Genomic DNA, 21,219 nt, shown 5'->3' with positions numbered 1-21,219 from the left:
AACCTCTCAAAACCTCCCGACGTCGCTGACTCACGTCATCTGATGCAGTAAATTCGCAGCATGATCACCCCCCGCAGTGCCCTGAAGTTCGACCTGTTCGCCGAAGCCTCCCGCAAGCGCAAGATCGATGAAGTGGGCGATCCGCTGCAAGTCATTGCGCAGCACATCGACTTCACCGCGCTGGCCCGTCTGGTCGATGGAATCATCGAGCGCAGTGATGGGCGCAAGGGTGGTCGTCCGGCCTATCCCACTGAGGTCATGGTACGGGTGATGGTCCTGAAGAGGCTCTACAACCTCTCGGACGAGCAGATGGAATATCAACTGCTTGACCGCATGAGCTACCAGCGATTTTGTTTGCTGCAAGACTCGATGAACGTTCCGGACCGCAACACCATCTGGCGCTTTGGCGAGCGCCTGGGCGTGGATGGAGCCACGGCTTTGCTGCATGGCGTGGACGAGCAATTGCATCGTCATGGCTACATCGCGCGCGGTGGTCAGGCCATCGATGCGACCTTGGTGCCAGCACCGCGCCAACGCATGAACAAGGGCGAACGCGAGCAACTCTCCAACGGCCAAAGACCTGAATGGGGTGATGCCAAAGATCGGCAAAAAGACATCGATGCCACCCACACCAAGAAGCACGGCAAGCGCTACTTTGGCTACAAGCTGAGTGTGAGCGTCGATCACAAACACGGCTTCATCCGGGGCGTGGCCACGGGGACAGCGAGCGAGCACGACGGCCATCACTTCGATGAAGTGCTGGATATGAAGAACACCGGCAAAGAGGTCAATGCCGACAAGGCCTACCCGAGCGCTCAACGCATCAAGATGCTCAAGGTGTTGGGCTTCAAAGATGGCATCCAGCGCAAAGCCAAAGCGAAGCAGCCGCTCAGCGAATGCCAGGAGCGACGCAATCAACGCATTGCCAAGCGACGTGCGCGTGTCGAGCACGTGTTTGCAGGCATCCGTCACATGGGCGGCAAGTTCGTGCGCACGATTGGACAGACCAGAGCCACCACGGTCATGACGATGATGGTTGCGTGCTACAACTTGAAGCGCCTGGCGTCGTTCCTTGAAAACAAGGTCGATCCGTTCTTCAAAACAGCGAGCTCAAAGAGACCGGTGCGCCTGCAAACGGCGAAGGCCTGAGAGTCGGGGGCGCAATGGGCCCGAAATGACCCAAATCTGCGTTGAACAAACCAGTCAATGAGCAATCTGCTCGCCATGCGGAGTGGGCGACTGGGGAATCGCCGGTTGTGAGAGGTTCCCGGTAGATGTTTCTGTTGTCGGTAAAAAAACCGCTGTGTCCAAGTATGGAGTGGGGTCCGACGTGACTCTGAAAGAGGCCTCGGTCGTTCAGCTCAACGTCACACGTGCTGATATCAAGGGCATCGTCCGGCAAGGGGATGACTTGCTCGTCACCTTGGGCAATGGTCAGGTCGTCACCGTGCGTGGCTATTTCCTGACGCTGGATGGGCGTCACAACAATCTGGTGCTCGAAGACGATCTCGAGGGGCAGTGGCTGGTGAATGTGGGGCAGGGCAGTGATTCCGGTGCTGTCCCATTCGGTTTCACCAGCATTCAGTCGATTGATCCGTTGCTCGCCGAGCCTGGCCCATCCGATGAGCGTGATGCCGTGCTCGGGGTTTGGCATTCGGCGCTTGCTGCTCTGACGATTGCGGCTGCGATGTATGACGGGCATAGCAATGGCCCCACGCTAGAGAAGTTGAAGACTCCACAAGTCGATCCTGTGAATGGTGTCAAACCTATCACGGGTTTTGCAGATCCTGGGGCTACAGTGACAGTGACCATGCCCGATGGAACAACCGCCAGCGCAATTGTTGGTGCAGATGGGAAGTTTTCGGTCCCCAATCCCGGCTTGAAGGACAAGGACGAAATCACCGTGGTTGCGACCAGTCCTGACGGGGCGGACAGCGATCCCGTCACGGTGATTGTGGATGCGCTGGCTCCTGCGGCTCCGAAGGTGGAGCCGGTCAATGCAACCGATCCGATCGTCGGTCATGCAGAACCCCACTCGACGGTCACATTGACGCTTCCAAGTGGAAAGACCATCACCGCGCAAGTGGATGCGAACGGGAATTTCGAGATAGCCAATCCGGGATTGAAAGATGGCGACAAGATCTCGCTGACGGCCACCGATGCTGCGGACAATGTCAGTGCAAAGACGGATGTGGTGGTGGATGGACTGGCTCCGACGCTGACGATCACCGATGATGTTTCTGGCATTGTTGGCGCAGATGGTTCTGTCGTGTTCACGTTCACCTTCAGCGAGGCTGTCAAAGGGTTCGACGCGAGCAAGATCAAGATAGAAGGCGGAGTCGCAGGCGATTTCGTGGCGGTCAGTGCGTCGGTGTATACATTGGTTGTCAAGCCCAATCTCACAGAAAACGGTGAAGTCAAGGTGCATGTCGCAGCAGGTGCTGCACATGATGCGGCGGGCAATCCCAGTGCAGCGGCTGATGCAAGCCAGTCGGTCGATCCCGTTGCTCCGCCTGCTGGATCGCTGCACGACATCGTTCTGACCGATGACGTGGGAGCAGTGGTTGGCGAGATCAAGTCCGGTGATCAGACGGATGACAGCAAACCGACCTACAGCGGCAAGGCCAACACTGCGGATGTAGCATTGGTCCAGATCTACGACAACAACAAGATCATCGGAAACGCCGTGGTGGGGTCGGACGGACGCTGGTCCTTCGAGCCCAAGACGCCGTTGGCCGCAGGTCCTCACAGCTTTCAGGCACAGGCGGTCGATGCGGCTGGCAACGTGGGCGAGTTGACCGATGCCGTGTCTTTTCAACTGGATGGTCCGGCTCCTGCAGCACCTGCCATCACGGGTGTTTACGACGATTCGGGCACCATCACGGGAAACATTCAGAAGGGCTACCCGACGGACGACAAGCAGCCGACCATCGAAGGTACGGCAACGGCCGGCACCATCGTCAAGATCTGGGATGGCGAGGTGACGGTGGGAAGCGCCGAGGTCGATGCATCCGGCAACTGGACCGTGACCACGGACGCGCTGGGCGATGGCGAACACAAGCTCACCGCAACGGCGACCGATGGTGCTGGTCAGGTAAGTCCATCAACAGGCGAATACCTTGTGCTGGTCGACACCATTGCGCCAGCCAAACCCGGTGCTCCCACGGCATATGGCAATGGGAATGTCGAGGTGCAGCCCGGTTCCGAGAACCCTGCGGTGGATACCGACAAGCCCAAATTGGTTGGACATGGTGAAACCGGCGAAAAGGCGACCATCTACGACAAGGGCGTTCTCATCGGAACTGCGACAGTGGATAGCAACGGCGTCTGGACTTATGTCCCGACCGTTGGATTGTCATTGGATGCGCATGACGTGACGGTCACGCTGACGGACAAGGCAGGCAACACGAGCGAGCCAAGCGACGTACTGCATTTTGTGGTGGATACCGTGCGCCAGCCCGTGACGATTTCTCATGCGTTGGACGACGTCGCTCCGTTGACCGAGCCTGTTCCAGACGGAGGCTCCACGGACGATGTGACGCCGACCTTGGTGGGCACTGCTCCCGCCAATGCAGTGGTCACGGTGCGCGAGGGCAGCAATGTCATCGGGAGTGTGCAGGCCGATGCGAATGGCAACTGGAGTCTTGCGTTGTCGGAGCAGGCCGAGGGCGCGCATACCTATACGGCTCACGCACAACAGTATGCCGGTGGCGCTGAAGTCACGGCCGAGTTTGGCTTGACGATTGATGTGACGTCACCATCGGTCCCCACGATCGAATCGGTGGGTGATGACGTCGGCACACAGCAGGTCGATCTGGGGCAGGGTGCATCCACGGACGACACGACACCGACGATCCATGGCACGGGAACGGCTGGAGAGCTGATCAACATCTACGACAACGGCAGCTTGGTCGGCAGCACGGCAGTGGATGCCAATGGCCAGTGGACCTACACGGTGAATCCGGCCCTCGAGGTGGAGGGCGAACATGAGTTGACCGCAACCGGCGTCGATGCGGTCGGCAATGAAAGTGCGCCCAGCGAAGGCTTCGTCATTGTTCTGGACGTGACGCCGCCGGATGTCAGCGAAGTCGAACTGACGGTGGAGAAGGTCGCGGGTGACGACTACGTGAACATCGCTGAATCTCAGGGCAATGTGACGTTGACCGGCAAGTTGCAGAACATTCCTGACGATGTGGCCCACTCCAAGGTCGTGGTGCTCATTGGAGACAAAGAGTATGAGGCGACATTGTCCGGTGGCACCTGGACTGCCAGCGTTCCCGGCAGCGCAATGGTCGCTGGCGGGGAAGGCCCGGCGTCGCTGGTCGTCAAGGCCGTATTGAGCGATGCGGCGGGCAATGAAGCGCAAATGCAGGTCACCCACGACTACGTGGTCGACACTACGCCGCTTCCGGAGGATTGGGAAAAGGTGGCGGCAGCCCTGTGGGATGACGTTGACCCGGTGCAGGGCGAAATCACCACCGGCATGGCAACCAACGACTCCAAGCCCGTGTACAAGGGCGTTGCCGAGTCGAATGCTGGAGTGGCCTACGTCGAGATTCTTGACAACGGCAAAGTCATCGGCCGTGCGGAGGTGCAGTCGGACGGCTCGTGGTCGTTCGAGCCTGATGTGGCTCTTGCCAAGGGCGACCACATGTTCCAGGCACGCCCCGCCGACATTGCCGGCAATCCCGGCACCATCACCCCTTCGATCAAATTCATTCTGGAAGGTGCTCAGCCACTGCCCCCGGCCATCGAAGACGTTCGTGACAACTTCGGTCCCATCACGGGCAACATCCAGAAGGGTGTTCCCACGGACGACGCGACACCGACGCTTTCGGGTACCGCCGAGCGCGGCACGGTGGTCAAGGTCTTCGACATGGTGGATGGCGCTCCGGTGCTGCTTGGCGAGAAAGCCGTCAATGAGGCGGGTCAATGGAGCATCGAGGTCTCTGCGCTCGCTGACGGAGCACATCATCTCTTTGCCACAGCGACCGATGCAGCCGGTCAGGAAAGCGATGCCACGGGCGAATATCTGGTGCAGGTGGACACCACAGTCCCAGCGAAGTCGTCGGCACCTGTTGCCATCGACGATGTGGGCGGCAAGACCGGGCCGATCAATTCAGGGGACATCACCGATGATTCCTTGCCTGAATTCAAGGGCACGGCTGACGCGGGCACCAAGGTCCAGATCTATGACAACGGCAAGTTGATCGGCTCCACGACTGTCGGCAGCAATGGTGAATGGTCATACATGCCGACCAGCGCACTGGAGGATGGCGAGCACAGCGTCACTGTCGTGTTGGTGGACTCTGCTGGCAACGCGAGTCAGCCGAGCGATGCATTGACCTTCGGTGTCAACACGGAAGGGGTGGAGTTGGTGGTCCAGCAGGTGCTCGATGATCAGGGCGCAATCAAGGGCCCAATTGCCAATGGCGGCGTCACGGATGACACCACACCGACATTCGTGGGCAAGTCCACTGCGGGAGCCACCGTGACGATTCTCGAGGGCACTACACCCGTGGCCAGTGTCGTTGCGGATGCCAATGGAAAGTGGACGGTCGCGTTGCCAGAACAAAACGAGGGGCAGCATGCGTATACCGTCAGTGCACAGAGTGTCGCGGGAACGATTGCGACGGCGCAGTTCAGCTTGACTGTCGATGTGACGGCCCCCGAGGCACCAACGATCGGCGGCGTCAAGGATGACGTGGGGAGTGTGCAGGACGACGTGCCCAACGGCGGCGTGACGGATGACACGACACCCTCTTTGACGGGAACGGGCGCTGCGGGTCAGACGATCAACATCTATGACAACGGCGGCTATGTGGGCAGCACGACCGCGAATTCCAATGGCGAATGGTCGTACACGGTGAACCCTGCTTTCACCAGCGAGGGCAAGCATGAGCTCACAGCAACCAGTCAGGATGCGGCGGGCAACGAGAGCCCCGCGAGCGAGCCGTTCGTCATCAATCTGGACGTCACGCCCCCTGATGTGACCAACGTGCAGCTGACGGTGGGTCCGGTGACCGAGGACAACATCGTCAATGCGACCGAGTCTGACGGCGACGTGACGCTGAGCGGAACGCTCACCGGCGTTCCCTCCGATGTGTCGAAGACAGTGCTCGACGTCATCGTCAACGGCAAGCATTTCGTGGGCACCGTCAGTGGCGAAACCTGGAGCGTCAACGTTCCCGGCAGTGACCTGGCAGCCGATACCGACAAGCAGTTGGAAGTCGCTGCGAAGTTCATCGACGCGGCTGGCAACAGCGCCGTCAAGCAACTGGCACAGACCTATCTGGTCGACACAACGCCGCCGGGTCCCGACAGCCTGCTCGAATATGCGTTGATGGATGACATCGGCGACAAGCAAGGTGAGATCGTCGCGGGCGATGTCACCGACGACAGCAAGCCGCGTTATGTGGGCAAGGTGGTCGGCGAGGATGTGGCCGAAGTGCGCCTGCTGGACAACGGCGTGGAGATCGGTGTCGCGACCGTGCAGACCGATGGATCGTGGTGGGTGGAGCCAGCGAGTCCATTGGGCGCGGGTCCACACAGTTTCCAGTTGCAGCCGCTCGATGCCGCAGGCAACGCAGGTGAACTGACTCCAATGCTGGACTTCACCGTCGCTGGCGCTGCACCACAGGCACCGGCCATCACGGGTGTGTATGACGACGCTGGCGGCAATATTCAGCCCAACCAGCCGACCAAGGATGCCAAGCCTACGCTCGAGGGAACAGCCACTCTGGGCACCGAGGTGACCGTGTATGAAGTGTCGGCCGAAGGCGAGCGCGTCGTGGTCGGCAGCGTCGCGGTCGACGGCAAGGGGCAGTGGAGCATCAGCACACAGAATCTTTCCGACGGAACGCACAACTTGATCGCAACCGCGACGGATGGCGCAGGGCAGGAGAGCGTCGCAACGGGCGCCTACCCTGTGAGCATCGATACGGTCGCTCCCGATCAGCCTGCGCCAGCTCAGGTCATCGATCAGGTCGGTGACAAGAAGGGTGCGTTGGTCAGCGGCGAAACGACCGATGATGCAACCCCTGAGTTCAAGGGCGAAGGCGAGGCCGGTGCAACGGTCACGGTATATGACGGCACCGCGGTCATTGGCACCACAACCATCGGTGAAGATGGTCAATGGAGCCTGACACCAGCCACAGGTTTGACTCAGGGCGAGCACAGTGTCACGGTGACCTTGACCGACAAGGCAGGCAATGTGAGCCCTCCGAGCGAAGCGCTGTCGTTCAGCGTGGGCACGGAGGGGATCGAGCTCCTGATCGACGAAGTGAAGGACGACTACGGCGACATCACAGGTCCGATCGCCAACGGTGGTGTGACCGACGATGCCACACCGACCTTCGTGGGCACCGCCACTGCGGGTGCCACGGTGACGATCATGGAGGGCACTACGCCAGTGACGAGTGTCGTTGCCGATGCCAACGGCAGTTGGTCTGTGGCCCTGCCGACGCAAGGCGAAGGCGCGCACGCATACACCGTCAACGCGAAGAGCGTTGCGGGCAACATGGCAACGGCTACGTTTGCGTTGACTGTCGATCTGACGGCACCCGAGGCTCCCACGATCGGTGGAGTGACCGACGACGTGGGAACCGTGAAGGATCCGTTGGCCAATGGAGGCGTCACCGACGACACGACTCCTTCTTTGCAAGGCACGGGGACATCTGGCGAGACGATCCACATCTACGACAACGGTGGCTTGGTCGGCAGCACGACCGTCGATGGCGATGGTGAATGGGCGTACACGGTGAATCCCGCCATCACCAGCGAAGGCAAGCATGAACTGACGGCAGTCAGTGTGGATGCGGTGGGAAACGAAAGCTCGGCGAGCGAGCCATTCGTGATCTTCCTCGACGTCACGCCGCCCGATGTGAGCAAGGTGCAGTTGACGGTCGATCCTGTCACCGCAGACAACGTGATCAATGCCACCGAACAGACCGAAGAAATCACCCTGAGCGGTGTACTCGTGAATCTGCCTTCCGACGTCAGCAAGACTGTGGTCAGCGTGAAGGTGGGCGACCAAACCCTCACTGCAGAGATCGAAGGTGAAAAGTGGAGTGTGGCGGTTGCAGGCTCAGCACTAGTGGCCGATCCGGATCATGTCTTCGAGGTCACAGCATCGTTCAGTGATGCGGCGGGCAACTCTGCTCAAGTGCTTGCTAGCCATACCTATGGAATCAAGCTGACGCCACCGAATCCGTCGAGCATTCATGACGTCGTGATCTCGGATGACATCGGCGAGGTGACGGGCCCCATCACTGCAGGCAGCGCGACGGATGACACGAAGCCCAGCGTGAGCGGCAAGGCGGACTACCCGGAAGTGGCCTCCGTGCAGATTTTCGACAACCAAGTCCTGATCGGTACAGCCACGGTAAGCGATACAGGAGTCTGGAATTTCGAGCCCGAAGATGAGTTGGAAGTGGGCGCGCACAGCTTCCAGTTCCGCCCGGTCGATGCTGCAGGAAACATTGGCGATCCCACATCGGCGATCGGGTTCGATTTGGCTGGTGATGCGCCTGAGCCTCCATATATCGAGGGGATGGGGGATGGCGAGGACGACGGGGATAGTGGGAATACAGAGGGGGGCGGCAGCGAAGAGCTGCCGGTGGATGATTTGGTTGTCGTTGAAAACCTCTCCGACGGCGACCAGATTGCATTGCGAGCAAACATGACAACGGAGAAAGAAATGGACTCAATAACTCAACGCGCACAGGCAGTGGCTACGTTGGTCACCAATGACACAACGCCCACATTGAAGGGCACAGCCGTAGCGGGCACCACCGTGAAGCTCTACGACGTGGCCGACGACGGCACGCGGCTTCTGGTCGGCAGCACCGTTGCGAGTGCCAAGGGCACATGGAGCATCACGTCCACGCTGCTGACGGAAAGCACACACAGTTTCATTGCGACATCGACCGACTCTGCGGGGCAGATCAGCGCACCATCTGTGTCGTTCCAACTGATCGTCGACATCACGCCGCCAGCCAAGCCGGCACCAGCGCAGATCATGGACAACGCAGGAGATGTCACGGGAGCCGTCGCCAGCGGTGGTGTGATGGATGACCCTGCACCAGTGATCAAGGGTACGGGCGAAGCGGGTGCCAAGGTCAAGATTTTTGACAACGGCACTCAAGTCGGAACAGCGGTTGTTGGCGCCGATGGCACATGGAGCTATCAGCCTTCCACGGCCTTGACTGAAGGCAATCACAGTATCACGGCCACCTTGACGGACAAGGCAGGCAACACCAGCGCAGCCAGCGATGCAACGACCTTCACGTTGGACACGACGCCACCACAGGTGACCGACACCAAACTGACGGTCAACAACGTCACCGAAGACAACATCGTCAACGAGGCGGAATCGAAGGCGGAAGTCGCGATCTCCGGCACGCTCACCGGCGTGCCTTCCGATGCTGCTGCGACCAAGGTGGTCGTGACGGTCGACGGTGTCGAATACCAGGCAACGCTCGACGGCGGCACCTGGAGCGCCAAGGTTCCAGGCGGTGCGCTGTTGACGGACTCCGATCTGACGGTGGATGTGAAGGCGACCTTCACCGACGCCGCAGGCAACGCCGCCACGCTGGACGCTAGCAAGACCTACACAACCGACTCGACGCCACCAGCGGTGACCGACGCCAAGCTGACGGTCAACAACGTCACGGACGACAACATCGTCAACGAAGCAGAGTCGAAGGCCGACGTGGCGATCACTGGTACTCTGACGGGCGTGCCAGCCGACTCTGCTGCGACCCAGGTGGTCGTGACCGTGGACGGTACCGAAATTGAAGCCACGATCGACGGTGATACATGGACGGCCAACGTGCCGGGCAGCGCGCTGCTGACGGACTCCGATCTGACGGTGGATGTGAAGGCGACCTTCACCGACGCCGCAGGCAACGCCGCCACGCTGGACGCCAGCAAGACCTATACAACCGACTCGACACCTCCAGCGGTGACCGATGCCAAGCTGACGGTCAACAACGTCACTGACGACAACATCATCAACGAAGCCGAGTCGAAGGCCGACGTGGCGATCACTGGTACTCTGACGGGCGTGCCAGCCGACTCTGCTGCGACCAAGGTGGTCGTGATGGTGGACGGCACCGAAATCGAAGCCACGATTGACGGTGACACATGGACAGCCTAGGTGCCGGGCAGCGCGCTGCTGACGGACTCCGATCTGACGGTGGATGTGAAGGCGACCTTCACCGACGCCGCAGGCAATACCGCCACACTGGATGCCAGCAAGACCTACACAACCGACTCGACGCCACCAGCGGTGACCGACGCCAAGCTGACGGTCAACAACGTCACGGACGACAACATCGTCAACGAAGCCGAGTCGAAGGCCGACGTGGCGATCACCGGTACTCTGACGGGCGTGCCAGCCGACTCTGCGGTGACCAAGGTGGTCGTGATGGTGGACGGCACCGAAGTTGAAGCCACGATTGACGGTGACAAATGGACGGCCAATGTGCCGGGCAGTGCGCTGCTGACGGACTCCGACCTGACAGTGGATGTGAAGGCGACTTTCACCGATGCCGCCGGCAATGCCGCCACGCTGGATGCCAGCAAGACCTACACAACCGACTCGACACCTCCAGCGGTGACCGATGCCAAGCTGACGGTCAACAACGTCACGGAAGACAACATCGTCAACCAAGCCGAGTCGCAGGTCGATGTTGCGATCTCGGGCACGCTGACCGGCGTGCCGACCGACTCTGTAGCGACCAAGGTAGTGGTGACGGTGGACGGCACCGAATACCAGGCAACGCTGAACGGTGACACCTGGACCACCAATGTGCCCGGAGCCGAATTGCTCAGCGATGCGGATTCCACCTTGGAGGTCAAGGCAAGCTTCGCCGACGAGGCAGGCAATGTCTCCTCCATCGATGTCGCAAAGACCTATGTGACCAAGGCAACGCCGCCTGCGGTGACCTCCGTCCATGACATCGCGTTGTTCGACGATGTGGGCTCGATTCAAGGGCCGATTCTCAGCAACTCCATCACGGATGATCGCCAGCCGACTTACAGCGGCAAGGCTGAGTACCCCGAGGTCACCGTCGTCCAGATCCTGGACAAGGGCACTCAGATCGGAGAAGTGCAGGTCAACAGCGATGGCACGTGGAGTTTCGAGCCAACGCAGGCGTTGGTCGAGGGCACTCACAGCCTCCAGGCTCGTCCAGTCGACTTTGCAGGCAACGTGGGCTCGGCCTCGGAGACACTTGCATTCTTGGTGGCTGGCGATGCGCCTACATCCCCTGTCATCGACGGCATGGGTGATGAGGATATTGCGCAAGCAGATGATTTGACGCCAGTGCACACACCGGTTCCCGCACCAGCACCAGCACCAGCACCAGCACCAGCACCAGCACCAGCACCAGCACCAGCACCAGCACCAGCACCAGCACCAGCACCGACTCCTGAAAATGGTGCTACCGAAACTTCGTCAGTGGACGAGACGGTGGACACAGCGACGACTGTTCCTGTTTCTTCGCCAATCCCACCTGAAGATACTTCGACAGCTGTCGACCAGACCACGCCAGCTACGGATGTGGTTTCGGGAGTTGATACCATAACGCCCGTTGTAGACCCAGCACAGACGACCGAGGTGGCGGGCACGACAGGAATTGCTGAGGTAACGGACGTGTTGTCAGGTGCAGCAGTGGACAGCGGATTGACCACGTTGCTTGATACTACGGGCCTGATCAGCACAGACTCGCTGGTTGACGATGTGCTCGCTGGCACCACTGCAGTGCCTACGGAGATTGCATCTCTGACGGATGTCGGCTCTGTTGCCGACGCGTTTACAACCCGTGCCACCTTGGTCGAAAACCTGGCAGTGCCCATTTCCACGACTGCAACGCTGTACGCCGCAACCCCGACTGTGGTGACCAACGACACGACGCCGACACTCAAGGGTTCCGCGACTGTCGGCACCTACGTGAAGCTGTACATCATGGATACGGCGGGCAACTGGGGTCTCGTGGGGCAAACCGTTGCGGATGCCAACGGCAAGTGGAGCATCAACAACACGAGCGTGCTGGCGGAAGGCACATACCGCTACATGGCGACGTCCACCGACGCCTCGGGTCAGGTGAGCGCTCCGTCGACCGAGTTCCTGTTGCAGGTGGACATAACGGTGCCTACCAAAATGGGCATGCCGACGGTCACGGACGATGTCGGTGATGTGGTCGGTGCGGTGGCGGACGGCGGTTCCACGGACGATACCTTGCCAACCTTCAGCGGTTCAGGCGAGGCGGGAGCCAAGGTGACCGTGTATGACAACGGCACTTCGCTTGGCACTGTGGTGGTTGGTGTGGATGGGCAATGGTCGTTCACGCCAGGCACAGCGTTGTCCGACGGCGCCCATGCCGTCCACACAACGCAAAAGGATACGGCTGGCAATGTCAGCACTGCGAGCGATGCGGTGCACTTCACGGTCGACACTATCGCGCCGCAGACCACCAGCACGATTCAATATGTGGACAACGTCGGTCAGCAGCAGGGCCAGTTTGCGTCCGGCACTTCGACAGACGACCGCACGCCTGCATTGGTGGGCACGCTCAGCGACACCCTCGAAGCCGGTACGCAAGTGGTGATCTACGAAGGTGGCCAGCGTCTGGGCGTTGCCACGGTCAGTGGCAAGAACTGGTCATTTGCATTGCCTGAAGCTTTGAGCAGCGGCAGCGCGCACACCTACGTTGCCAAGGTGGTGGATGCAGCCGGCAATGCGAATACGGGGGCTGAAATCAGCTTCAACGTTGCATTGACGATGGGTGTGAACTCTGTGAACACAGGGACAGCACTGGAAGCGTGGTGGTGCAGGCCAATGGCTCTGTGGGCATCGAGACTGCGACAGTCGACAACTCAGGGGCCAACACCAACTGGGCCACTTCGCCGGGCGACAGCACCAACAACACGCTTGCGTTTGGTCTGAACGACGATGGTCTTTGGACGATTGCCGCCAACCGCCATGTGTACGGCAGCACGGACATGTCTTCTTACGCCTCCAGCATTCTGGGTGATGTGCAGGGTCAATCCAAGTCGCGCACCGTGGTGAGCATGACCTCCGCTGACTTTGATCGCAATGGCACTTCCGACGTATTTGGGACCGAGAACAAGTCCGATGGTGAGTACCAGATCATGTGGAAGAACTCGGGCAACGGGTACGCAGCTCAGAAGCAGGACATCGGCGACGAGACCATCTACTGGGGTGCGGTGATCGCCTACGACAAGACAGGCGACGGTTATCTCGACCTGGCCTACGGAGATCGCAATGGTAACTCGGTCACTTATCTGGCCAACAACGGTGGCTCGCTGGTTCCGGATGGCAACAAGAATGGCGATGCGGGCATGACTCGCAACGATCAGGAAAGCTTCGGCGAAGTTTCCGGTGTGGACATCAATGGCGATGGTGACGTCGACATCGTTCGCCACGACGATGCGCTTGGCCAGTACACGCTATCGGTCATCAACAACGATGGCTCGGGCAAGTTGTCGGTGGGTCAATCGGTGGACGACGTGTTCTATGAGAACGAAAAGGACAGCATCACCGCAGCGTCGATGACATGGGCTGACTTCAATGGCGATGGTGCAATGGATCTGTACCTGGCCACAGGCAAGGACGGGGTTGCCGGCAAGATCTACTACAACAACGGAAGCGGGCTTTTGAGCACTTCCGGCGTAGCGATCGAATCCACGGTTGCCACGACCCGCAACAGTTCCTGCTCCACCAAGACCACCGCCACAGGCTTCCTGTCACTGGCTGCGGACTGGAATCACGATGGGTTGATGGATGTGATCAAGTTCAGCACCTATGCCTCCGCGCAGACGGCCAAGCTGTACTCGAACTCCGGTACCGGCGCGTGGGCTGTCAACGTGTTGTCCTCGTCGCTGAGCAACGTCACGGGCATTGCCGCGATGGACTACAACTGGGATGGTGCGAAGGATCTGATCGTTTCGCAGCAGAACGGAAAGATCGTCTATGTGCAGAACAACCAGGAAGTCGCAGACGGCACCGCCATGCACCTGCAGATCGTGGACAGCGCGGGTGTCAATGTCTACTACGGCAACACCGTGCAGCTGCATGACTCCACGGGCAAGCTGGTGGCGGCGCAGATCCTCAATGCGCAGTCCGGCTACGGTGTGAACGACACGTCCGGCGTGGTCAGCTTCTATGGTCTGGATGCGTCCGAGACCTACACGGCCACCTTGTTGAAGGTCACCAACGGCGTTTCTTCCAACGTCACCTGGGATGGGCTCGAAGCCTCCGCTGGCACAAACGCCTATGCGTTGTCGGCAACGGCAGGCACGGGTGTCACGTCGGGAACCTTGACGGGTACCGGCTACAACGACACCTTTGTCGCTGAAGCTGGCACGCACACCTTTGACGGCTCTGGCGGTTGGAGTGTCTCCGGTGACTCCGAAAGCTGGAGCAAGACCGGCGGTCTGGACGTCGTCGACTTCCGCGATGCCACATCGGCGGTCAACGTCGAATTGGGCAGCACAGCTGTTCAGGGCAATGCACAGATCAAGGCCACATTGGTGGACATCGAGGGCGTGGCTGGCTCGGACTACGGCGACAAGCTCACAGGCAGCGCGGGCAATGACTGGATCGAAGGTCGCGCTGGCAACGACACGATCGCACTGACAAGCGGCGGCAAGGACACGTTGGCATACAACGAGTTGAACGCCAGCGATGCAGTGGGCGGCAATGGCAGCGATGTGGTGACCGGCTTCAAGGTCGGCTCGTGGGAGGCGTTGGCCAACACGGATCGCATCGACCTGAGCGCACTCCTGCACGACTACAAGCCAGCTTCAGGAGGCGATTCGGCTGCGATGTACATCGATGGTGTTGCAACCATCAATGCGGGTGACACGATCTCCAAGTACCTGAAGGTCAACACCACAGTTGCGGGAACCGAAATTCAGGTGGATACGCACGGAGATGGCGTCGACTACACCACGGTGGTGACGCTCTCCAGCGTACAGACAGACCTGGCGACCTTGCTGGCTAACCATCAGATCAGCCTGGTCTGATCAATGCTGGTGTGAAAGTGTCGCAACTCAAGCGTTGTGACACTTTCCACCCGGCCCATCGACAGCATCAACGCACAGGAAACGGCGAGAGCGTCGCCTGTCTTGTGTGGTGACACCATTGCGCAACCGCGCTGAGGAACGAGGGGCAGCGTTCATGCACTGACGAACAAAGACAACGCCCGGCATTGTGCTGGGCGTTGTGTTTTTTAGGGATGCAAAAACGAGGCCTGACGTGCTCTTTGCGCATCACGCGATAGGAGCTTTGGAAAGCTGACCATGACCATGACCAAGCGGAAGCCAGAGCGCGCCGGGAGCGAGCTTGAGTAGAGTGGAGTCGAGGGAGTCGAACCCCAGTCAGCGCAACATGTCTGATGTCGCCGAAAACTCAGTTTTTGGGTTCGGATTTGGGTATTGCCTCGATAGGCATTTCGGTGCCATCGACTGCAATCAACACGCCCGATGTATTGACGTCCACTTCGATGGTGGCACCCATGAAGCGATCTCGACGCGGCGTCGTGCGAGCGTCGGGGAAGGGCACCATTCCGACCTGCTGCAGCTCAAGCAGACGATCTGCCTGTGCTGGAGTGAGAACAATCTTCTGGGGGTAGGCGTTGTCGTGCGCTTGCCAATGGGCGCGCAGTGCGTGGACAACATTCATATAAACGTCGGACATGGCCTGAAGTGTATGCGCGACGGCAATCACTGTCTTGCCAGCCGGTCCAAATTCATGGGTTGATCCGGCAAACCCGTTCGTCCGATGCGAGCGGCTCACTGGCGTGTGCCGCGACTTGCCTCTGTAACTGGTTGAGCCACAGGGTGGGCCGAAACAAGGGCGAAGCTGAGTTGAACGCCCGTGCCCTTTGATGGGCGCTGAGCGTTCAATGGCAGGTGCTATGAAGGTGTCGCCTCAGGAGCGAGCGCCCATGGCCGCCAGTGCGAATACCGAATTCGGCACGTTGTGGGCTGGGAACTGTGTCTTGGCAGCCGTGCGGCCCTTGAGGCGCTTCATGGCGGAGCTCAGGCGTGGCGACGTGGTCTGTGCGATTTCGCCAGACTGGCTGCTCTGCTGGGCGACCAGGTCGGCAACGGTCACGGACTGCAGATAGTCGAGCACGCGCGAGTGAAAGCTGGTCCAGAGTTCAGCCGTCATCTTGCCGGAGGGCGAATCTTCGCGCAGGTTGTTGCCGGCTTCATCGACCTGTTCGGTCATTGCACGGTCGGAGGCTTTGACGATGTCGGCAACCGACACTTCGCTGGCGGGGCGGGCCAATGTGTAGCCGCCACCGGGGCCGCGAATGCTGCGCACCAGGCCGGCGCGACGCAGGGCGCTGAAGATGTCTTCGAGGTAGGACAGCGAAATGCCTTGTCGTGCACTGATGCTGGGCAGCGCCACCGGGTGTCCGTGAGAGCGAGAGGCAAGATCGGTGATGGCGGTGACAGCCATTTTTCCGCGAGTGGTGAGGCGCATGGTGGGCTCCTTGGGTGGCCTGGCGCTTGTGATGGCAGGCCGAAAAACTGGGCTTCTGATGCAAGGGCGAAGTGCGGAATCAAGTCAATCGCACATGGCCTGCATCGGGCAAATTTTTTGGAGAAAGGAACTGGCCGGTGCAATGAGATCCTGCTTTGGCGGTATCGCATGCTTGATGCAGGCGATGCGCCGGGCGATCTCTTGGCTGGAGAGCTTGTTGGTTCAATCGTCGCGCGGAAGTCTGATGATCGATTCCGGCCAAATGTTCACCGGAAAGAGCAGACGCGCGAGCCGACCAACGGGCTCAGGCCAGTTCGACGGTCAAGCGAGGAGGTTTGGGCTTGCGTTTGAGCGATGGCGAGTGCGGCGCAATCAGCCGCTGGTCCATCATGCGCACGCGCAATGCGGCTTCGGTGTGAAGCGCATCGGGGGGATTTAGCAGGTCCGGCAGGTCGACCGCCAGATCATCGAGAGCTTGCAAGAGCAGCTCTGTACCTGCGGATGGAAGCGAGGTGGAGGGGCTGTCCGTATTGCTCGACGAGGCCTCGCGCATTTCATGCACATGGGCGACGACGACCTGAACCGCAATGCTGTGGGCTGCGGAACTTTGAGGCGTGCCATAGGCCGTCGTGCAATGTGCCGACGCTCCAAAGGCAAGAACAAAGTACGCGCTGAGCAGCGCAATAACCCACCGTAGCATAGTGGTGTAATTATACGCAGTTACACGCCGTGCCTCGGAACGGGTGTGCGCGGAGCATTCGGCGAAATGCTGGGGAACGTTGAATTCGCGCTGAATTGTCGCTATCAAAAATGAATTTCTGGAAGCGTTTTAGTCGGAAAACAGGAGCATGAGACAGTGGGCTGCGGTGCTTCTGCAGTCAACTCGCCATGGCCTCGCCAAGGCGAACGGGACGCGCAGCCACCCAGTCGTTCTGGAACTTCACGGCACCTGGCTCGAACAGCAGCACCACGGTCGATCCCAGCAGAAAACGCCCCATCTCGTCGCCCTTGAGCAGGTTGACGGGTTTGTCGGCGTAATCCCAGTTGCGCACGGTGCCGGGGCGGGGCGGGTTCACGAGGCCGTGCCAGACGGTCGCCATGCTGCCTACGACCGTGGCACCTACCAGTACCAGCGCCATTTTGCCCAGCGGGGTGTCGAACATGCAGACCACCCGCTCGTTGCGAGCGAACAGTCCGGGCACGCCGCGCGCCGTCGTCGGATTGACCGAGAAGAGATCGCCCGGAACGTGGATCATGCGGGTCAGTCGACCATCGCAAGGCATGTGAATGCGGTGGTAGTCGCGCGGACTCAGGTAGATGGTGGCAAAGCTGCCATTGGTGAAGGGCGCGGCCAGGGCAGCGTCGCCGCCGAGCAGGGCGGTCGTCGAATAGGTGTGACCCTTGGCTTGAAAGATCTGATCCTGGGCAATCGGCCCCAACTGGCTGATGGCACCGTCCACGGGGCAGATGGTCTTGGCGTCCGCCAGCGGGCGAGAGCCTGCACGCAGCTCGCGTGTGAAAAAATCGTTGAAGGTGGCGTAACTCGCGATGTCCGGATTGGCCGCCTCGCTCATGTTGACCTTGTAGCGCTGCACAAACCAGCGGATGACCGAGGTGGTCAAGCCTCCGGCGCGCTTGGAGGCCAGTCGCCCCATCAAAGTCGTCAGCGCCTGCTTGGGCAGCAGGTACTGGGGGAGAACGGCTAGTCGGTCTGACACGTGGGTTGCATCCTTTTTTGTAGCGGGCCATTCTACTGGCGTAGCGGCGTTGCTATGAAATATGCCACTCGGGCGGCGAGTTGGGGCTTGGGGGATGCCAATGGTTGACTTGTGGCGATGTATTGATCTCGGGCAAGATAATCAGAAGGATTCGCGTTGGCCCGGAAGACCGGCCACGGGTGCCCGAATGGACTTCCGCCAGCGCTTCGGGACATCATCTTTCACATGACGAGCACTTCTCCAACGCAGACACCTTCCGCCGAATCGCGTCCTTCCTTGGCCGACTGGCTGCGCCGCTTCTGGCCTGCGCCGCTGTCGATCGATCGCAAGGAGCGTGTGCGCATGTTGGTCGGTATTGTTCTGGCCGTCGGCGCGACTGCGGCCATGGCCCATTGGTGGGGCATGTTGCATCCGCCGGGGCTCTGGATGGTGGCGTCGTTCGCGGCCAGCTCCGTGCTGGTGATCGGACTGCCGTCGAGCCCGCTGGCTCAGCCTTGGGCGGTGTTCGGTGGCAGTGTGATGTCGGCAACAGTCGGTGTGCTGGTCGCTCACTGGGTGCCGCATCTGGTGATCGCCACGCCGGTGGCTGTGGGGTTGGCCGTTGGCTTGATGATGCTGATGCGCTGCCTGCACCCGCCGGGCGCGGCGCTGGCATTGCTGGCCGTGCTGGAGCCTGCCACGCATACCGGTCGATATCTGGGGTTTGTGCTCTTCGATGTGATTCTGCTGCTGGTGATCGGCATCATCTACAACCGCCTGACTGGCCGGGTCTATCCGCCTGCCAAGTTGGCCGAGGCCGCTGCCAAGACCACCGCGCTGGGGAAGCCCAGTCCGTTCACCGAGGCAGACCTCGACGCCGCGCTCAAGAGCCACAACCGCGTGATCGACATCAGTCGCAGCGATCTGGAAAGCCTGCTGCAGCACGCCGCCAAAGCCGCATTCCAGCGCACCTTGGGCGATCTGCGCTGTGATGCGATCATGTCTTCGCCTGTGCATGCCATCAAGGAAAGCGCATCTCTCAGCGAAGGCTGGGAACTGATGCAGAGCCACGCAGTGAAGGCTTTGCCAGTGATTGACGAAAACCAGACAGTCATTGGCATTGTTACCACAACCGATTTGCTCCATCAGCAATTTGCGCAGGAGTCCTCCGAAGGGCTTGGTCAAAAACTGCGCTCGCTCATTCCGTGGCGCGGTGCAAAAAAGCCGCAAACCATTGGCTCGCTGATGTCGTCCCCAGTGCAGGTGGCGCGCATGGACCAGCATGTCATGGACCTGGTGCCCATGTTCTCCGCCAAGGGCAGGCGGCATGTGCCCATCGTGAATGATGAAAATCGGTTGGTCGGCATCATTAGCCAGACCGATGTGATCAAAACTTTGGCAAACGCGCTCGCGCCATGAGATGACGCGTGAACGCCGGTCGAGTTACAATAGCGGGCTAACCCTTCAGCGATTGCCTTTTCATCAGCGGCCTTGCCCAAAGGCCGGCATCTCACAGATGGATCGAGATGGCGTCGCCAAGTGGTGATTTTAAAAGCCCACGTTGTTCCGCGCCTCAAACTTCAGGCAAGCCAAGGCGGCGGCGAAATCCGGTAGCTGCCGAAGGTGTGGGCTATTGCCACATATTCTGAATTTTTGAGATCTAACATGGCCAAAGAAGAACTCATTGAGATGCAAGGAAGCGTCACGGAAGTCTTGCCCGACTCCCGTTTCCGCGTGACTCTGGAAAACGGACACCAACTGATCGCCTATACCGGCGGCAAGATGCGCAAGCACCACATCCGCATTCTGGCGGGTGACAAGGTATCGCTTGAAATGTCTCCCTACGACCTGACCAAGGGTCGCATCACCTTCCGTCATCTGGCAGGTCGCGGCCCAGGCCCAGGACCCGGACAATCGTCCGGTGGCGGCAAGCGCTGATCGGTGGGGTGCATGGTCGGCCTGCTGGCGAGTGAGTCGATCCATCCAAGGCTGTTTTGATGACTGAAAAACAGCCTGATGTAAAAAATTTTTCCAACTTGCCAAAAAGTGCTGAAATAGCTGGTTAGAATACAAGTCTTGTCGGAGCGTAGCGCAGCCTGGTAGCGCATCTGCTTTGGGAGCAGAGGGTCGCGAGTTCGAATCCCGCCGCTCCGACCATTGATTCAAGCCCTTGAGTCGTACGACTCAAGGGCTTTTGTCTCAAAACCCAGTGCAAACAAATTACCGCGCGATGGAGCAGTCTGGTAGCTCGTTGGGCTCATAACCCAAAGGTCGGAGGTTCAAATCCTTCTCGCGCAACCAAGTCAAAGCCCTGATTGCTTCTGCAGTCAGGGCTTTTGTCTTTTAGGCTCAGATAGAGCCGTCGGTTGGAAAGAATTTGGATTCATTGCTGCGAAAAAATCCAGTTTCTCCAAAAACACTCCAATTATTGGTTAGAATACAAGTCTTGTCGGAGCGTAGCGCAGCCTGGTAGCGCATCTGCTTTGGGAGCAGAGGGTCGCGAGTTCGAATCCCGCCGCTCCGACCATTGATTCAAGCCCTTGGGTTGTAATGACCCAAGGGCTTTTGTCATTGTGCGGCTGCATTTTCCGATTCAGATGCACGGCATTGATCGGTGTCGGCATGCAGTATGAAAGGCGCTGTCTGCTGTGCTGTACCGGGCTTTCTTCGCAGCAAAAGAAAAACGCGCCGAAGCGCGTTTCAGGCAATCTCTTTTTCGGCCCGCAATCGCTCCAGCAGGGAGCGGCCCTCGAAGGTGATCTGGTGCACCACGGCGGCTCCGCCTTCTTCGTCCGGGGAGGGGATGTCGGCCTCGACCAAGCGGGCTGCGCGCAGCACGCGCAACTTGTCGATGGACACGGAGTCGGAAATCGTGGCGGGCAGCCCTCGCTCCTCGATGCTGACCAACAGTTCTACTGGCATCTGAATCCAGGAATGTGATGTTTGATGGAAGCATTCTATCGACAACTTTTTGGCAAGTTTGCGATTTGATTGATATCA

At 59.7% G+C, this 21,219-nt stretch carries 11 protein-coding genes and 3 tRNA genes; 9 read left to right on the top strand and 5 right to left on the bottom strand.

Features of this window, described 5'->3' with window-relative positions; all coding sequences use genetic code 11:
• The first annotated feature begins 63 nt into the window (after window positions 1-63).
• The 4 genes from G7048_RS01895 (at window position 64) to G7048_RS01880 (ending at window position 15,054) form a co-directional block, all read left to right on the top strand.
• Window positions 64-1,149: an IS5 family transposase gene (locus G7048_RS01895; protein ID WP_240933271.1), complete on the top strand. Its 1,086-nt coding sequence runs from the start codon at window positions 64-66 to the stop codon at window positions 1,147-1,149.
• Window positions 1,150-1,330: 181 nt separating this feature from the next.
• Window positions 1,331-10,159 carry an Ig-like domain-containing protein gene (locus tag G7048_RS01890; protein WP_240933129.1) on the top strand — a complete coding sequence of 2,943 codons (8,829 nt, stop codon included), beginning with the start codon at window positions 1,331-1,333 and terminating at the stop codon, window positions 10,157-10,159.
• The gene (locus tag G7048_RS01885) at window positions 10,160-12,952 is read left to right on the top strand and encodes an Ig-like domain-containing protein (protein ID WP_166066538.1); all 2,793 of its coding nucleotides are present in this window, start codon (window positions 10,160-10,162) and stop codon (window positions 12,950-12,952) included. It abuts the gene before it with no gap.
• Window positions 12,835-15,054 carry a VCBS repeat-containing protein gene (locus tag G7048_RS01880; RefSeq protein ID WP_166066537.1) on the top strand — a complete coding sequence of 740 codons (2,220 nt, stop codon included), beginning with the start codon at window positions 12,835-12,837 and terminating at the stop codon, window positions 15,052-15,054. Before G7048_RS01885 ends, G7048_RS01880 begins: the two co-directional genes overlap by 118 nt.
• Before the next feature lie 385 nt (window positions 15,055-15,439).
• Here G7048_RS01880 and G7048_RS01875 read toward each other — a convergent pair whose 3' ends face one another.
• The 4 genes from G7048_RS01875 to asd form a co-directional block, all read right to left on the bottom strand.
• Window positions 15,440-15,826, bottom strand: coding sequence for a hypothetical protein (locus G7048_RS01875; RefSeq protein WP_240933128.1), 387 nt, complete (start codon window positions 15,824-15,826; stop codon window positions 15,440-15,442).
• A 135-nt stretch (window positions 15,827-15,961) separates the two neighbouring features.
• Entirely contained in the window at window positions 15,962-16,522 is a 561-nt protein-coding gene (locus tag G7048_RS01870; protein ID WP_166066536.1) for an Rrf2 family transcriptional regulator, read from the bottom strand.
• Between the two features lie 304 nt (window positions 16,523-16,826).
• The gene (locus G7048_RS01865) at window positions 16,827-17,222 is read right to left on the bottom strand and encodes a hypothetical protein (protein ID WP_166066535.1); all 396 of its coding nucleotides are present in this window, start codon (window positions 17,220-17,222) and stop codon (window positions 16,827-16,829) included.
• A 178-nt stretch (window positions 17,223-17,400) separates the two neighbouring features.
• Window positions 17,401-18,240, bottom strand: coding sequence for an archaetidylserine decarboxylase (asd, locus tag G7048_RS01860; protein WP_166066534.1), 840 nt, complete (start codon window positions 18,238-18,240; stop codon window positions 17,401-17,403).
• 225 nt (window positions 18,241-18,465) lie between these two features.
• Here asd and G7048_RS01855 point away from each other — a divergent pair, with 225 nt between their 5' ends.
• The 5 genes from G7048_RS01855 to G7048_RS01835 all read left to right on the top strand — a co-directional run bounded on the left by G7048_RS01855 (window position 18,466) and on the right by G7048_RS01835 (window position 20,746).
• Window positions 18,466-19,638, top strand: coding sequence for an HPP family protein (locus tag G7048_RS01855; protein ID WP_166066533.1), 1,173 nt, complete (start codon window positions 18,466-18,468; stop codon window positions 19,636-19,638).
• 246 nt (window positions 19,639-19,884) lie between these two features.
• Entirely contained in the window at window positions 19,885-20,157 is a 273-nt protein-coding gene (gene infA / locus G7048_RS01850; RefSeq protein ID WP_166066532.1) for a translation initiation factor IF-1, read from the top strand.
• A 142-nt stretch (window positions 20,158-20,299) separates the two neighbouring features.
• Window positions 20,300-20,376, top strand: a tRNA-Pro gene (locus G7048_RS01845).
• A 67-nt stretch (window positions 20,377-20,443) separates the two neighbouring features.
• Window positions 20,444-20,520: transfer RNA gene (locus G7048_RS01840), tRNA-Met, on the top strand.
• A gap of 149 nt (window positions 20,521-20,669) precedes the next feature.
• Window positions 20,670-20,746, top strand: a tRNA-Pro gene (locus G7048_RS01835).
• A gap of 173 nt (window positions 20,747-20,919) precedes the next feature.
• On the opposite strand, the gene G7048_RS01830 is transcribed toward G7048_RS01835, so the two are convergent.
• Complete coding sequence (locus G7048_RS01830) at window positions 20,920-21,141, bottom strand: hypothetical protein (protein WP_166066531.1); 222 nt, start codon at window positions 21,139-21,141, stop codon at window positions 20,920-20,922.
• Between the last annotated feature and the right edge of the window lie 78 nt (window positions 21,142-21,219).

The organism is Diaphorobacter sp. HDW4B (assembly GCF_011305535.1).
Classification (GTDB): Bacteria; Pseudomonadota; Gammaproteobacteria; order Burkholderiales; family Burkholderiaceae_C; genus Diaphorobacter_A.
The sequence above is the reverse complement of the archived record's forward strand: the minus strand, read 5'-3'. Positions and strand labels throughout refer to the sequence as shown.